We start from the raw sequence: 12,674 nt of genomic DNA, 5'->3' as shown, positions 1-12,674 counted from the left end.
CTCTCCTTAGGCATGGGCTCGTGAAGCGGTTTTCTTTTTGACTGTTTTCGGTTTGCTGGCGGCGAGGCTTTTTTTGAGTAAAGGCATCAAATCAATAATATTGCTGGTGGATTCGATGCGTGGTTCTTTTTGGACCTCTTCGACGATATGGCCTTGCCCTTGGCGAACCTTCTGTTTGATGAGTTTCATCATATCCTGGTAATAAGTATCTTTGTATTTTTCAGGGTTCCACTTCGCAGTCATTCCTTCGATCAGTTCTTCGGCCATTTTCAATTCACGGGGAGTAAAAGAAACCTTTTTGTTGGCCTCTTTGAGGTAATCAACTTCAGAAGTCTCTTTAACTTGGTGGGCAAAACGAAGGATTTCCAAAACGATATAATCCTCACGGGGCATCAGCATCACGAGATGTTGTTTCACGCGGATGACGATCTTGGCAATGGCGACCTTTTTGGATCTCTTTAAAGCCTCGCGCAAAAGGTAGTATCCCTTTTCGGCTCCTTTTTGCGGAGCCAAATAATAGGGTCGTTCGAAGAGGAGTGGATCTACATCAGACAAAAGAACAAAGTCTTCAATGTCGATGGTTTGAGTGGCTTTAGGGTTGGCCTTCCGGAAGTCGGTGTCGTTGACGATAACATAATGACCTTTTTCATATTCAAATCCTTTTACGATGCGATCGTAGGGAACTTCCTTTCCGGTTTGGGCATTGAATTTCTTGTAGTTGATTCTTGAGAGGTCTTTCTTATCAAGCATGGAAAAATGAATTTCTTTTTCCTGATCGGCAGTCTGCAAGGTGACAGGTATATTTAAAAGGCCAAAGCTAATCGAACCTTTCCAGATGTTAGATCTCACAAGTCCCCCTTTGAATTTAGCAGGCTCATTCAAGGATGAACTTTGGGGATTGTTCTGCCAACTCTCCTCAGTGAATCTGGCGATAATACAAATTTACAGCAGATGGTGTTCTTGGATGTTGTCAGACAGGATAAAAACTTATTTGGATGGATTTATTGTTTCAATTTTCTCACACTGTTTTCGAGGGTGAGAATTGTTCACGCGACAGATTCGATCTGTATAGTCCCAGCAGCCATATCGTTCTGAGCAATTGTAAATTGAAATATAGTCCTTATTAAATCCTGCTGAGGCATATCGATAGAGTTCATAACCCACAAATGGCAAAACCATCACAGTGAAGAGAGCGCTTACGATAATCAGCATTTGCCATTTCATGGATCTATTCATTCCAAACAATGTCTTTATGATCAACATGTAAGTGTTTATGGTTAAGATAAATTGTTTGCCGATTGAGGAACTGCTCGTGAATCCTTACTCCCAGTGATAGGCTTTGAAGAATGTACCGTTTGCTTTTTCTGTTTCTCGTGTTCTTGTGCTCACTTCATTTTTCGGGAATGGCTAGTGCCCAAGTGAAAGAGTCGTCGCAGATCACTTGGATTCGCTGGGATGACCCGCCGATTTTCATTTTTGCGGGGCCTTATCGCGGACAAGGCCTGCTTGATGTCGTCGAAGTACAGGTTCAAAAATATATGCCCCAGTATGAGCATAAAAAAATCGAGGGAACAGTCTTGCGAGTGCTTAAAGAGGCGGAAAACCAATCTCCAATTTGCAATGCGGGCTGGTTGGATACTCCGGAGTGGCGAAAGTTGTTTTATTTTTCGAAGCCGGTATTTGTGATTCCCACAAACGGGGTCTTGATCAAAGAAAGTCATTTGAAGGAGATTGTCGGTTTGCAGCCTTATGCTTTACAAAAGTTTTTAGATAAAAAACCAGAGTGGAAACTGGGAGTGGGACGCCTTTATGGGGAAGGCATTGATCCGATTCTCTTTAAAAATGACTATCAAAAAAATCCCAAATTTGTTCCCATTGCCACCAGCTTAAGAGTTCATCAAATGCTGCAGAACGATCGCATTCAATACACCTTGGGATATCCGTTCGAAGCGGTCTATTACAACGAACTTTTGAAAAATAAAGATAAAGTGGTCTATGTTCCGCTTACCGATAACAGCTCCTTTGTGGAGGTGGTGGTAGCCTGTCCAAAGAATGAATGGGGCAAGAAGGTTATCGCCGATGTGAATAAGGTTTTAGAAAAACCTATGGTGCTGGCTGAGATTGAAAAGGGTGTGGATCGCTGGCTCAGCAAGGAAGATCAAAGGCGTCTTATCCAGCCTCGATTGGAGATGCTCAAAAAAAGGTAAGAGGCTTATGTCTTGAATTTCTAAAAATCCACCCCAGGGGTTGACTGTTTTTTTTAGAAGACTATGTTCCAAGTCATAATTGATAACGCCGAGTTTGTGGCAAGATCTCTGTATGTATAATTTAGAAATAAATGATCTGATAAATATTGAAGTGAAGTCCAGAAAGTTTACTTTTCACTATGCAACTGACGGAAGTAAAGAAAATCCGCTAGAAGCCACCTACGCGGCGCTAGCAGGATGCGCAGGTGTGTATGCGTTGAAGGCTTGTAAGAAAAAAGATCTTTCCGCTTTGGGGATAAAGATCTCTGGGAAGCCCTATCTGGATAAGACCAATCCCAGCATGATCACCAAATGGGTGACCGAGGTTCAATTCCCAACGGGCTGGAAGCAAGAAGACAAAGAATTTGTCATGGCAGAAATTCAAAAGTGTGCGGTTAAAGAGATGATCGCCAAAGGTCAGCAGGTCGAGTTTGTAACTGAAGAGGTCGTTGAAAGCTAAGTCTTCGCTTTGACGACTTGGCTTTCAATCAATGTCCAGAGTTGCCATTATTTTTATTTTTTTAAAAATTGCGTTACTCGCAGTTCAAGCGTGGGACTTAAACCAGTGCTGAGCCACTTGATCTTTTTCTCTCGGTCGACAAAAACCAGGGTTGGAGTGCCGGCAACTTTGTAATCCTTAGCCACTTTTCCAGATGGATCCAAGCCCACCGCGAATTGATATTGGCGATGGGATACTGTTTTTTGCACAAGCGTGGGATCCTCAAGGCTAGAGATGGTGAGGACCGACTCTGCTTTGATTTTCTTTTCTATAATAAGGTTGTTAAGGCGAGAGAGTTCAACTTCGCAGGGCCCGCACCAAGTGGCCCAAAAGACGATCACTAAAGGTTCTTTGTTCTCATTCAGAGTAAAGGACTTACCTTGCAGCAAGGATATCGTAAAATCAGGAGCGGTCGCTCCTTCTTGACGATAGTGTTCGATCATTCCAGGCAGGCGGGTTGTGATAAGGAAAATCACCATCGCCGCCAGAAGAATATTAGAAATCAGATTCAGCGCCTTTTTCATAGTGTAATGATTGTCTCAGGAGGCCGATGTTTTCGGTACGGATTTCATTCGCAGTGAGGGTAAAATAGAATTAGCAAAAGCAGCAGTCGCTGTTAGGTGCTTTATATTTTATTTTTATCGATTATTCTGATGCGAAACTCCAAAAAGAAATTTGGAGCGGGAGACGGGGCTCAAACCCGCGACCTATGCCTTGGCAAGGCATCGCTCTATCAACTGAGCTACTCCCGCATCACGAGAGAGACCCAAATTAATGTTGCCAGCCATTCTTGTCAACGGTTAAAACTAAAAAAATGAAAGCTTTAGTGGTAGGACGCATTAAAAAATGGATGATTTTCGCTCTTATAGGCTGTCTTGCTTACTTTGTAGGCTATATTTGGGGGCAGAAGACTCAACAATCCCCCAAAGCGTCGAATCCTGAGATTGTTTCGCCTAAGCAATAGGCAAATGGCCATCCTCAATATTCATAAATGGCTTAAAATTTTTAGTCGCAAAGCTCCAACCCCCATCATCGACCAATATTTATGAAGTAAGCCGCTGGTGATGAGGGTGGGGTGAAATTGTCCAGAAGCCAGGGCAAGAACGAAGACAAACAGCAATACGAATCCAAACCCCTTCCAAGCTTCACTCAGGTCGGCGTCGCTCAACTCAATATTCGAAAGTGTCGCGAAGGCCACATAGAGCCAAATACCCAGATGCAGGGACATCATTGGCAAGCTCTGGAGGCTGGGGTGAAGTAAAAAGCTTCGTCCCCCGGGGACGAAGTATTTAAACCAAATAAGCATCGCCAAGGGGCCAACAACCAGCGGAGCAATGCCAATAAAGAGGCTGCCCATGGACTGCCAAAGCTGCGGCACATAGAGCAAATTCCAGACATTCCTGCGACTGGTGATCACGTGCCCGTGCGATCCATTCTTTGCGGCGAAATCGATCAGTTTAAATCTTTCGATCTTATGCAGGAAAACCAGGGCCGCCACCATATGGCTCAGCTCGTGAATCATAATGCCTGGGAAAAACAGATACAAAAATGTCTTGGGGTTTGTGGCCGATGTGACCACTTCGCGACTTTTGCGAGAAAGTAAATTCAATATAAAACCAATAATAAAAAGAATCGCAGAAAATACCAACAGCAGTAAAACGGATTCGAATGCGAATTTGAAAAGAGACTTGTTGAAGTGCATACGAAGGACAGTTTATGCGGAGGCAGAAAAAATAAAAAGCATTATAGACTGGGTGATCAAGAGACTGGACTCTATAAAAGGCGCCTTCTCAATGAACAACTCAAGAAGGCGCTAAATTCTATTCAACAGGAATCAATAGCTCAGTAATTAAATCCTGTTCGGGTGTTACGTTGGGATCGTTCACGTAGTTTTCAATACAGGCGCCCGCACGCAGTTTAATTTTACTTTCACCGAGGGTTTGAAAAATCTTTTCAAAGGCTGGCCATACATGGTGATAGGGGCCCGTCAGGATAAAGCGGGCATAGCGGCCCGATGGGATTTTTTGGTAGTGAAGGCTATTGGGTAAAGTTTGTGGTTCCTTATCAAGAACAACCCCAGCGTCATAGGTCATGGAGGATTCATCTTTAGAGGTTGGGTCCATAATGCTCAAGCCCAAATACTCTTGAACTTGGGGTCTGACGAATTTATCGCCCAGCAGTGGAAACAGCTCATTCCAGGCAGGCATCGCCACTTCGACAAAGGGGCCGGAGTGTCTGACGGAAATAAAGTGGCAGGCGGGGCGAGTGAGAAAGTCTGGTTTAAGATTCAAGTTCATTGCAATCTCCTTTGATGAGTGAGTGTTGTTGAGATTGTAAAGAACCTCATCCTGCTTCGCTTTTCCAAGATTGCGAAATTCACCCGGACTCATTTGGAGACATTTTTTAAAGACCTTGTTAAAGGCCGAAGGCGTCTCATAACCCACGCTTAAAGCCACCTCAGTCACAGTGACCAAGGCATCTTCTTGAAGCATACGGAGTGCCAGAGAAAGTCTGACTCGACGAAGAAAGGCAAAAGTTGTTTCCCCCGTGTAAGCTTGAAATAAACGACCGAAATGAAAAGAGGATGAGCCAGCCTCTTTGGCGATTTTCTTTAGAGCGAGGTCGTCGGAAAAATGCAAACGCATAAATCTTTGCGCGCGCCCAATTTGCGAGCGATGAAAGTGACTGAGGATTATTTTCTGATTCTTTGCCATAGCTGGAAGTATGACTTAAAAACGCAAGTTTGGCTTGTCCAATATTGCGCTTTTAATCGACTTCTGCCCCAAGGAGAGTGATCAAAGAGAGCGCTTCTGAGAAAGCGGGGTGTTGGCAAGTAAAGTTAAAGTTATGTACTCGGTTTCTGAAGTCTTACTTGAATGATCATTGAATTTCCATAGGGCTTGTTCGAAAGTAAAGATTCATGAAATTCCTGTATTTTGCTTTTATATTTCTTTGTGTGTTTTCAGAGGCAACACAAGCCGCGATGATTAAAGTCGTCGTTTCGCAAGATGTATTGGCCAGTTATAAACAGTATATCGGAAACAAAGATCCTTTAAAGACTGAGTCCTTTGGCGGAGAAGGCTCGCGTCGAGATGTTGTTGAAATGATTTTGTTTCAACAAGCGCTCGCGGCGGGGGGCTTCGAGGGCCATGTTGAGTTTACCGGGTCACCTAGCTATTCGCGCAGTTTTATTGAGATCAAGCATGGATCTGCAATGGCTACGGGAAGCACGGTTTGGGACTATGATGTTCGTGATGATAAGGATTTGTGGTTGTCTCCGTCGACGGTGCAGCCTGGTGATTTTGTTGCAGGACTTTACGGGACCAGGAAAAATGTCGAGAGTTTTAAAAAAATGAAGATCAACGAGATTAAGAATCTCAAGGTTGTGACCAGCAAGATTTGGAAAAGTGATCACGAAGCTCTGCGCGCTGCGGGATTTGTAAATATCTTGGATTCCATGCAGTGGGAATTAATGATTCGTATGGTGGGGTTTGGTCGGGCTGATGTTGTGCTGTCTGCGTTTCGACCGAGCGTGGATTTGAGTTTTAAAGACGAAGGATTCGAACTCATCCCAATTCCAGGTTATAAGATCAATCTTCAAGGCGGCCGGGTGTGGGCCTTTAGTAAGAAGCTCCCTGCGTCGGAGAAGGTTATCAAGGCCTTCGATAGAGGAGTGAAGATCTTGATCGCTAAAGGAACGATTCGAAAAGCTTATCGCGAAAGCGGATTCTTCAATGAGAAAGTTAAAGACTGGCAGGTGGTAAAATAGCTGCCTTGCTCCCTCTAAAACTGGATCAGCGGGAGCAGTTTGAAGTTCTATCCTTTTTTTAGAAAATCAAAATCGCGGTCCAAGACAGTCTTTCGGCCATCTGCGCGAGCGTTGTCAATAGCTCGGTCGCAAACAATTCGGATATGATCAGAAAGTACGTCCATCACGGAAGCGGATGTATTGAACTCAGAACGCGCCTGAATGAATTCTTTAAGTCGGGAAGCGATGATTAGCACTTCCTGTGGAGCCTGCGGTGCCATCGGCTTTGAAGTGGTTGTTGCGCTAGGGGTTGGTTTCACTAAAATGCGCGAAGGAGCTTCAGCGCTTTTGGGTGCCATCTTCTCGATTGCCCCCGCATCACGATGGCGAGCCCCTGGAAGGTGAGCATCGAAACAAGAGACGCTGCAGAAGACATAGCCCGTGCGATCGCCATTGCAGGTGGAAACGCTACAGACATAATAGCGAGAACCGAAATTGATCGGTTTTTTACAGATAGTACACTTCTTCCAAACGTTCGCTTCGGTTGCTTCCATCAGATGACATCTCCCTGTTGGGGATATTTCAACTCAAGGATGGATGAGAGGCAAAAAGAAAGGAATCTGATTCTCAGATTCCCTAAAAAAAAGGGATCTGATTTCTCAGATCCCTTTTGGAATTTCATATCTATGAAAGACAGAAACTAGTAACGAGGACGTCCGCCGCCAGAACCGCCACCGCGATTTCCACCGCCGAAGCCGCCGCCACGATTTCCACCGCCACCGAAGCCACCACGACCGCCACCTTCACGTGGAGCCATTGGTTTTGCTTCAGAAACGTTCATGTTACGACCAGCAAGGTCAGTACCATTCAATTTTTCGATAGCTACTTTAGCTTCATCGTCAGTAGCCATTTCTACGAACGCGAAGCCTTTGCTTCTACCTGAATCACGATCGATAACGATACGTGCTGATTCAACGTTTCCGAACTGAGCGAATACTTCGCCAAGCTCTTGATCGCCAACATTGTATGAAAGATTTCCAACGTAGATTTTCTTACCCATTATAACCTCCTAAGGCACAGGGAGCCGCTGAAGAGGAAATGAGCACTATGCTCGAAATCTCTATGCAGACTGATTTTGGAACCTCAGTTGTAGCCTAATTGCCTCACTGGAGGAAAGGAAAAAAATATGAGCACTGAATTAAATACTTTAAATGAAAGCCAATGGACGTCAGATCTAATAGGTTTGTTTATAGGCCAACAAGGATCGATTTAAGGGCTGGATTTTGCTTGGCAACTTGTCCTGAGTCTTTCGTAGTCTTGCTTATGACCCCAAATGGAATGTCGCCCCACCATTTTTCCACCAAAGTCCCGTCTTCTGAGGTCGTTGTAAGTTTGCAGGTCTTATAGGTTCCAATGCTGAGTTTGAGATCTTCGATCGTTCCCCCCTTGGAAGTGCAGCCGGCGAGCAGATTTTTGTATTGAGAGGGGGAGTACAGCTCGTTGCTCTCAAAAATGTCAGAGGTTTTCTCGGCCCCCATGATAGCGTCGACTTTGACTTTCCATTTGTTGTCCTTCTTGTCGTGCTCGATCACTTCCTTGGTGATTTGGATGCTGTACGAGGTGCCATCGACACGTTGAACCTCTCCGGACCAGGTGACTTTATCGCCCACAGATGGGTAGGCGAGGGCGTGTGTTGTTGAGAATATTAGAAGTGCAGCAAATGCTGATTTGAGGGACATAAAAATCTCCGTGCTCGGTTTTTGTGCATAGAAAAGAATGGCACAAGGATTTGGAGTCGCGGACGAAAATTCATGCTGCCTGTTGAAGATCACAGGTTAATAGTGAGGAGCTTTGTTTTAGCGTGAAGAAGAAAGAAGGCGAGAGACAACTCCGTGTGAAGCTGTCGCAAAGAATACGGGCTTTTGCGTCTTTGCAGACGCGATCTTCAAATAGCTGCTAAGGAGCAACGCCAAGAAGATGAAAAACCAATTACTAGGAGAAAGGTGCAAAAGCATATCAACCTTACGCAGATTTGCGGTTCTTTAAGAAACCTAAGTAGTATTCAATACCGCTGGTTATACTCAAAATGACGCTCACCCACAAGACTCCGTATCCAATTTTGTCCAAATACGGCAAGTAAGGCTCCATATTTCCAATTATTACAATGGGGATCGCAATCATTTGCATGGCGGTCTTCCATTTTCCTGCTGGTTTGGCATCAATGATAATTTGATCTGCCGCGGCAACGGAGCGGATGCCGCCAATGAAATTGTCGCGCGCCAAAATAATAATAACCATCCAAGCGTCGATCTTCCCCAAGGCCAAAAGCATTGCCAGGACGCTGGTGACGAGAATTTTATCAGCAATGGGATCCATGAATTTACCGAAATTACTGACCGCTTTGTATTTGCGAGCGTAGTACCCATCAAAATAGTCGGTGCTGGAGGCGGCCATAAACAAAACTGCCGCGACAATATTCCAAGTTAAGGTGTTGGGCCACATAGCTGCTACAATTAGAGGCACCATAAAGATGCGACTCATGGTGATTCTCGTCGGAAGATTTCTTTGCCACTCTGTGATCGTCGCCATGTTGGTCACTATGCTCCAAAAGTACTGCAGAATTAAACGCCCTGACTTCATTTTCTTAACAGCGCGCTGGACTAACCCTAACAATTTAGTCTAGAAATAATCAATGTTTATTCATCGTCACAAAGTGCAGTTCTACGAAACCGATCTGATGGGGATTGTCCATCACAGCAACTATTTGCGTTTTTACGAAGAAGCGCGTGTGGCTTGGGCTCATCAAAAGGGGCTGATCGACTATCAGAAGCCGGGTTCGGCGAGTCATTTTGCGGTTTATGAAACTCAGGTAAAACACATCAAACCGACTTTTTTTGGTGATGAGCTTGAGATTGAAGTGCAGGCAAGGTCAGAGGGAAATCGTCTGATCTTTCAATATCGCTTGCGCGGAAGAAACGGTGAAGTGTGTTCTGTTTGCAAAACAGTGCATGTTCCGCTGGGGTTGGATTTAAAATTACTAAGACTATCTGCTGAGATCAAAACAGCGACGGAGAGTGAACAATGGACAGAAACCTGGCTTTAGAATTTGTACGCGTAACGGAAGCAGCGGCTTTGGCCTCAGCACGTTGGATGGGTCGTGGAGATGAAAAGGCAGCGGATGCTGCAGCAGTGGATGCCATGAGAAGAGCTTTTGATGGCGTTCGCATGGATGGCACTGTTGTTATCGGCGAGGGAGAGCGTGATGAAGCTCCTATGCTGTATATCGGTGAAAAAGTGGGTCAAAAGGGTGATGATGCTCCGTCTTTGGATATCGCCCTGGATCCTCTTGAAGGAACGACAATCTGTGCGACGGGTGGAGTGGGTGCGATTTCTGTGATCGCTGTTGCAGAGCACGGCAAGTTCTTGCATGCGCCTGATACCTACATGGATAAAATTGCCTGCGGCCCTGGTGCTCGCGGAAAAATTGATATCGACAAATCAGCAACAGAAAATATCAAAGCAGTTGCGGCGGCTTTGGATAAAGAAGTGAAAGACCTGACGGTTGTGATTTTGAATCGCCCTCGTCATGCGGATTTGATCGCGGAAGCTCGTAAGACGGGCGCTCGCATCAACTTGATTGATGACGGTGACGTTTCGGCTGCAGTTGCGGCTGCTTGGCCTGATTCGGGCGTGGATTTGTTGATGGGTATTGGTGGCGCACCAGAAGGTGTGATCTCTGCAGCAGCCATGCAATGTTTGGGTGGTGACTTCCAGGGGCGTTTGAAATTCCGCAATGATGAGGAAAGATCTCGCGCAACTCGCATGGGCTTGAGTGACCTTGATAAGAAGTTTACCATTGATGAATTGGCGTCAGGTTCTGTGATGTTTATCGCAACTGGCGTGACAGATGGTGCTTTACTTAAAGGCATTCGTTTCCTTCCTGATGGAAAAGCGAAAAGCCATTCTTTGGTAATGAGATCAGCAACGGGTACGATTCGTACTATTGAAGCTCATCACGATTTACACCGTAAACCGAAGAAGTAGTCTGGCTTACACTCCGGCTCTGCCGGTCTGGTCTACACTCCGGCTCTGCCGGAGTAAGGAATAATATGGAATCAAAACTCATATGTTTTAACTGCAGCAAAGAAATTCCAGTGAACGGGATTGTGGGGCGACGGGATGAATGTCCGCAGTGCCGCGCGGATGTGCATGTTTGTAAGAACTGTGAGTTTTACGATCCTAAAGTTTATAATGAATGTCGTGAGACGAATGCGGATGTTGTGCGTGAAAAAGATCGCGCCAACTTCTGCGATTTCTTTACTCCGCGTAAAGGTGGATCTGGCGGCATTGATAAAGCTGCAGCCCTTCGGGCGGCCGCGGAAGCTCTTTTTAAAGGAAATAAGACTTAAAGAGCCCACATATATTTATCTACGTTAAATTGCTTCATAATCTTAACGTAGGTGCCATCTCTCTTCATTTGGTCGAGTGTACTCTGCCATTTTTTGATGACACTGTCTGATGTGCTGATGTGAAAACCAATATTGGTGTAGACAACTTCCAGAAGCAGAACTTCCTCAAATTCATTCGGGTCAAATTTTAATTCTTTACAGGTATCCAGTAGATCATCTCGACTGGTAATCCATAAGTCGATACGAGTGAATTTTAGTTTTTTAAGATTGTTCTGATTTGGAACTTCCTTGGCGATACATTCCAAATTAGAAAATCCTTTTTCAATGAGCAGCTTTTCTCTGGCATCGCCCTGATAGCAACCAATTTTCCTAACAGTCTTCGCGTCGTCCACTGATTTGAATTTATAATGTGAATCTTTTCGGGCAATAAATACAAATTTTGTTGGATTCAGAGGCCCGACCCATTTAAAAAGATGTTCGCGCTCTTTATTGCGGATCATGGAGAAAATGGCTGTGTTGGGTTTGGTGAGAACAGTCTCATAACCCCTGGCCCAAGGGACAAGCTCTATCTCATCCTTGGTAGCAGCTCTTCGAATCATTTCGCGAACGACTTCAACGGCGTAGCCAGTTAAATGATTTTTTTCATCCAGATAGGCTCCGGTTCCTTTTTCCGTGTAGAAGTTTATTTTTTCTTCCGCGTTGATTGAAAAGACTAAAAATTGAAGAAGAACAAAAAGCAGTATTTTTCTAAAGTTGGCAGGAATCATAGGACCTTCAAGGGGTTAAGGTATTGTTCAGGTGTTCCGGCTAATCCATTATAACTAGAGTGAAGTCTTTAGAGTCAGCAAAAGGGGCTGTTTTTCCACACGTGGCGTTTGAAACATAATTATTGTAAGGTCTAGCTGTTCGTTGACTCATAACAAGCAAATGGTCAAACTTGAGTCACTATGGCAAAAGCATCTACCACCGAAGTATTCAATTGCACCCCTGAACAATTCTATAAAATCATTGCGGATTACGAAAAGTATCCAGAATTTCTTTCTGAAGTTAAGCAATGCAAAGTTTTAAAAACCGAAGGTCATCGTAAACTTGTTGAATACAGTGTGGCTGTCATTAAGTCGTTCAAATACAGTTTGTGGATGACAGAGACTCCGTCGTCAGGAATCACTTGGGAGTTTGCCTCTGGGGACATGTTTAAGACCTCCATCGGCTCTTGGAAGCTTGAACCAGAGGCTGGCAAAACACGTGCGACTTATTCTGTTGAAGCTACCTTCAGTATGTTTGTTCCCGGTCCCATCGCAAATGCTTTGGTGAGTGTGAATCTTCCCAATATGATGAGTGCCTACCACAAAAGAGTGAAGCAGGTTTATGGCGTCTGATTCTGGTTCAAAGAAAGAGGATGGGAAAGACCCTGGTGATATCAAGGGTCTTTTAGGCGATACGGTGAAAAAGGTATTCACCGCGGGCGTCAGTGCGGCATTCATGACCGAGGAAAGTCTGCGCGCTTATCTTTCTGAACTCAAGCTTCCTAAAGAGGCTTATAATTTACTGATTCAAAGTGCTAATAAATCCAAAGATGAAATCACTCAGCGTGTGGGTAAAGAGATTGTTGGCATCATCGATAAAATTGATTTTGTGAAAGAGTTTTCAAAGTTTGCAGAGACCCATAAGTTTAAGATCACTGCAGAAATTGATATCATCAAAAAACATCCAGAAAGCAAACCAGAGGATAAATCCTCCTCTGATCCAGCTTAGTTTCCCTGTTCATTTTA

18 protein-coding genes and 1 tRNA gene are annotated in these 12,674 nt (G+C 44.6%); 8 read left to right on the top strand and 11 right to left on the bottom strand.

Going from position 1 to position 12,674, the window contains the following annotated elements; translation table 11 throughout:
• Positions 1-6: 6 nt before the first annotated feature.
• Together ku and NWE73_RS09985 are read right to left on the bottom strand one after the other, a co-directional pair.
• Positions 7-849, bottom strand: a complete 843-nt coding sequence (ku, locus tag NWE73_RS09990; protein ID WP_277578171.1) for a non-homologous end joining protein Ku — start codon at positions 847-849, stop codon at positions 7-9.
• Between the two features lie 138 nt (positions 850-987).
• Positions 988-1,263: a hypothetical protein gene (locus NWE73_RS09985; RefSeq protein ID WP_277578170.1), complete on the bottom strand. Its 276-nt coding sequence runs from the start codon at positions 1,261-1,263 to the stop codon at positions 988-990.
• 83 nt (positions 1,264-1,346) lie between these two features.
• Here NWE73_RS09985 and NWE73_RS09980 point away from each other — a divergent pair, with 83 nt between their 5' ends.
• A complete protein-coding gene (locus NWE73_RS09980) occupies positions 1,347-2,207 on the top strand; it encodes a TIGR02285 family protein (protein WP_277578169.1) in 861 nt (286 codons plus the stop codon).
• Positions 2,208-2,358: 151 nt separating this feature from the next.
• Complete coding sequence (locus NWE73_RS09975) at positions 2,359-2,706, top strand: OsmC family protein (RefSeq protein WP_277578168.1); 348 nt, start codon at positions 2,359-2,361, stop codon at positions 2,704-2,706.
• Between the two features lie 53 nt (positions 2,707-2,759).
• Here the strand turns inward: NWE73_RS09975 and NWE73_RS09970 are convergent, their stop codons facing one another.
• The 4 genes from NWE73_RS09970 to NWE73_RS09955 form a co-directional block, all read right to left on the bottom strand.
• Complete coding sequence (locus tag NWE73_RS09970) at positions 2,760-3,269, bottom strand: TlpA family protein disulfide reductase (RefSeq protein ID WP_277578167.1); 510 nt, start codon at positions 3,267-3,269, stop codon at positions 2,760-2,762.
• Between the two features lie 152 nt (positions 3,270-3,421).
• Positions 3,422-3,497 (bottom strand) — tRNA-Gly (locus NWE73_RS09965).
• Positions 3,498-3,730: 233 nt separating this feature from the next.
• Positions 3,731-4,447: a hypothetical protein gene (locus tag NWE73_RS09960; protein ID WP_277578166.1), complete on the bottom strand. Its 717-nt coding sequence runs from the start codon at positions 4,445-4,447 to the stop codon at positions 3,731-3,733.
• Positions 4,448-4,565: 118 nt separating this feature from the next.
• On the bottom strand, positions 4,566-5,459 hold the full coding sequence (locus NWE73_RS09955; protein WP_277578165.1) for an AraC family transcriptional regulator: 894 nt from the start codon (positions 5,457-5,459) through the stop codon (positions 4,566-4,568).
• Positions 5,460-5,665: 206 nt separating this feature from the next.
• Here NWE73_RS09955 and NWE73_RS09950 point away from each other — a divergent pair, with 206 nt between their 5' ends.
• The gene (locus NWE73_RS09950; RefSeq protein ID WP_277578164.1) at positions 5,666-6,514 is read left to right on the top strand and encodes a hypothetical protein; all 849 of its coding nucleotides are present in this window, start codon (positions 5,666-5,668) and stop codon (positions 6,512-6,514) included.
• Positions 6,515-6,561: 47 nt separating this feature from the next.
• Here NWE73_RS09950 and NWE73_RS09945 read toward each other — a convergent pair whose 3' ends face one another.
• The 4 genes from NWE73_RS09945 to pgsA all read right to left on the bottom strand — a co-directional run bounded on the left by NWE73_RS09945 (position 6,562) and on the right by pgsA (position 9,082).
• Positions 6,562-7,047 carry a hypothetical protein gene (locus NWE73_RS09945; protein ID WP_277578163.1) on the bottom strand — a complete coding sequence of 162 codons (486 nt, stop codon included), beginning with the start codon at positions 7,045-7,047 and terminating at the stop codon, positions 6,562-6,564.
• 146 nt (positions 7,048-7,193) lie between these two features.
• Positions 7,194-7,553 carry an RNA recognition motif domain-containing protein gene (locus tag NWE73_RS09940; protein ID WP_277578162.1) on the bottom strand — a complete coding sequence of 120 codons (360 nt, stop codon included), beginning with the start codon at positions 7,551-7,553 and terminating at the stop codon, positions 7,194-7,196.
• Between the two features lie 187 nt (positions 7,554-7,740).
• Positions 7,741-8,232, bottom strand: a complete 492-nt coding sequence (locus NWE73_RS09935) for a hypothetical protein (RefSeq protein ID WP_277578161.1) — start codon at positions 8,230-8,232, stop codon at positions 7,741-7,743.
• A gap of 283 nt (positions 8,233-8,515) precedes the next feature.
• A complete protein-coding gene (gene pgsA, locus NWE73_RS09930; protein ID WP_277578160.1) occupies positions 8,516-9,082 on the bottom strand; it encodes a CDP-diacylglycerol--glycerol-3-phosphate 3-phosphatidyltransferase in 567 nt (188 codons plus the stop codon).
• Between the two features lie 103 nt (positions 9,083-9,185).
• Between pgsA and NWE73_RS09925 the strand changes: the two genes are divergently transcribed.
• From NWE73_RS09925 to NWE73_RS09915, 3 genes are all read left to right on the top strand, one after another.
• The gene (locus NWE73_RS09925; RefSeq protein ID WP_277578159.1) at positions 9,186-9,596 is read left to right on the top strand and encodes an acyl-CoA thioesterase; all 411 of its coding nucleotides are present in this window, start codon (positions 9,186-9,188) and stop codon (positions 9,594-9,596) included.
• The gene (glpX, locus tag NWE73_RS09920) at positions 9,575-10,537 is read left to right on the top strand and encodes a class II fructose-bisphosphatase (RefSeq protein ID WP_277578158.1); all 963 of its coding nucleotides are present in this window, start codon (positions 9,575-9,577) and stop codon (positions 10,535-10,537) included. The genes NWE73_RS09925 and glpX overlap by 22 nt, the downstream gene beginning before the upstream one ends.
• Positions 10,538-10,602: 65 nt before the next feature.
• Entirely contained in the window at positions 10,603-10,902 is a 300-nt protein-coding gene (locus tag NWE73_RS09915) for a hypothetical protein (protein ID WP_277578157.1), read from the top strand.
• Here NWE73_RS09915 and NWE73_RS09910 read toward each other — a convergent pair.
• On the bottom strand, positions 10,899-11,669 hold the full coding sequence (locus tag NWE73_RS09910) for a substrate-binding periplasmic protein (RefSeq protein ID WP_277578156.1): 771 nt from the start codon (positions 11,667-11,669) through the stop codon (positions 10,899-10,901). The two genes, NWE73_RS09915 and NWE73_RS09910, sit on opposite strands and share 4 nt — an antisense overlap.
• Positions 11,670-11,849: 180 nt before the next feature.
• Here NWE73_RS09910 and NWE73_RS09905 point away from each other — a divergent pair, with 180 nt between their 5' ends.
• Positions 11,850-12,281: a type II toxin-antitoxin system RatA family toxin gene (locus NWE73_RS09905; protein ID WP_277578155.1), complete on the top strand. Its 432-nt coding sequence runs from the start codon at positions 11,850-11,852 to the stop codon at positions 12,279-12,281.
• Positions 12,271-12,657: a hypothetical protein gene (locus tag NWE73_RS09900; protein ID WP_277578154.1), complete on the top strand. Its 387-nt coding sequence runs from the start codon at positions 12,271-12,273 to the stop codon at positions 12,655-12,657. The genes NWE73_RS09905 and NWE73_RS09900 overlap by 11 nt, the downstream gene beginning before the upstream one ends.
• The last annotated feature ends 17 nt before the right edge of the window (positions 12,658-12,674 follow it).

The sequence above is a fragment of the Bdellovibrio svalbardensis genome (assembly GCF_029531655.1).
GTDB lineage: Bacteria > Bdellovibrionota > Bdellovibrionia > Bdellovibrionales > Bdellovibrionaceae > Bdellovibrio > Bdellovibrio svalbardensis.
The sequence above is the reverse complement of the archived record's forward strand: the minus strand, read 5'-3'. Positions and strand labels throughout refer to the sequence as shown.

Excerpts from the sequence above, each read along its gene's own strand:
- NWE73_RS09985 (WP_277578170.1), bottom strand. The coding sequence starts at position 1,263 with ATGTTGATCATAAAGACATTGTTTGGAATGAATAGATCCATGAAATGG.
- NWE73_RS09980 (WP_277578169.1), top strand. The coding sequence starts at position 1,347 with ATGTACCGTTTGCTTTTTCTGTTTCTCGTGTTCTTGTGCTCACTTCAT.
- NWE73_RS09970 (WP_277578167.1), bottom strand. The coding sequence starts at position 3,269 with ATGAAAAAGGCGCTGAATCTGATTTCTAATATTCTTCTGGCGGCGATG.
- NWE73_RS09960 (WP_277578166.1), bottom strand. The coding sequence starts at position 4,447 with ATGCACTTCAACAAGTCTCTTTTCAAATTCGCATTCGAATCCGTTTTA.
- NWE73_RS09955 (WP_277578165.1), bottom strand. The coding sequence starts at position 5,459 with ATGGCAAAGAATCAGAAAATAATCCTCAGTCACTTTCATCGCTCGCAA.
- NWE73_RS09950 (WP_277578164.1), top strand. The coding sequence starts at position 5,666 with ATGAAATTCCTGTATTTTGCTTTTATATTTCTTTGTGTGTTTTCAGAG.
- NWE73_RS09945 (WP_277578163.1), bottom strand. The coding sequence starts at position 7,047 with ATGGAAGCAACCGAAGCGAACGTTTGGAAGAAGTGTACTATCTGTAAA.
- NWE73_RS09940 (WP_277578162.1), bottom strand. The coding sequence starts at position 7,553 with ATGGGTAAGAAAATCTACGTTGGAAATCTTTCATACAATGTTGGCGAT.
- NWE73_RS09935 (WP_277578161.1), bottom strand. The coding sequence starts at position 8,232 with ATGTCCCTCAAATCAGCATTTGCTGCACTTCTAATATTCTCAACAACA.
- pgsA (WP_277578160.1), bottom strand. The coding sequence starts at position 9,082 with ATGGCGACGATCACAGAGTGGCAAAGAAATCTTCCGACGAGAATCACC.
- NWE73_RS09925 (WP_277578159.1), top strand. The coding sequence starts at position 9,186 with ATGTTTATTCATCGTCACAAAGTGCAGTTCTACGAAACCGATCTGATG.
- glpX (WP_277578158.1), top strand. The coding sequence starts at position 9,575 with ATGGACAGAAACCTGGCTTTAGAATTTGTACGCGTAACGGAAGCAGCG.
- NWE73_RS09915 (WP_277578157.1), top strand. The coding sequence starts at position 10,603 with ATGGAATCAAAACTCATATGTTTTAACTGCAGCAAAGAAATTCCAGTG.
- NWE73_RS09910 (WP_277578156.1), bottom strand. The coding sequence starts at position 11,669 with ATGATTCCTGCCAACTTTAGAAAAATACTGCTTTTTGTTCTTCTTCAA.
- NWE73_RS09905 (WP_277578155.1), top strand. The coding sequence starts at position 11,850 with ATGGCAAAAGCATCTACCACCGAAGTATTCAATTGCACCCCTGAACAA.
- NWE73_RS09900 (WP_277578154.1), top strand. The coding sequence starts at position 12,271 with ATGGCGTCTGATTCTGGTTCAAAGAAAGAGGATGGGAAAGACCCTGGT.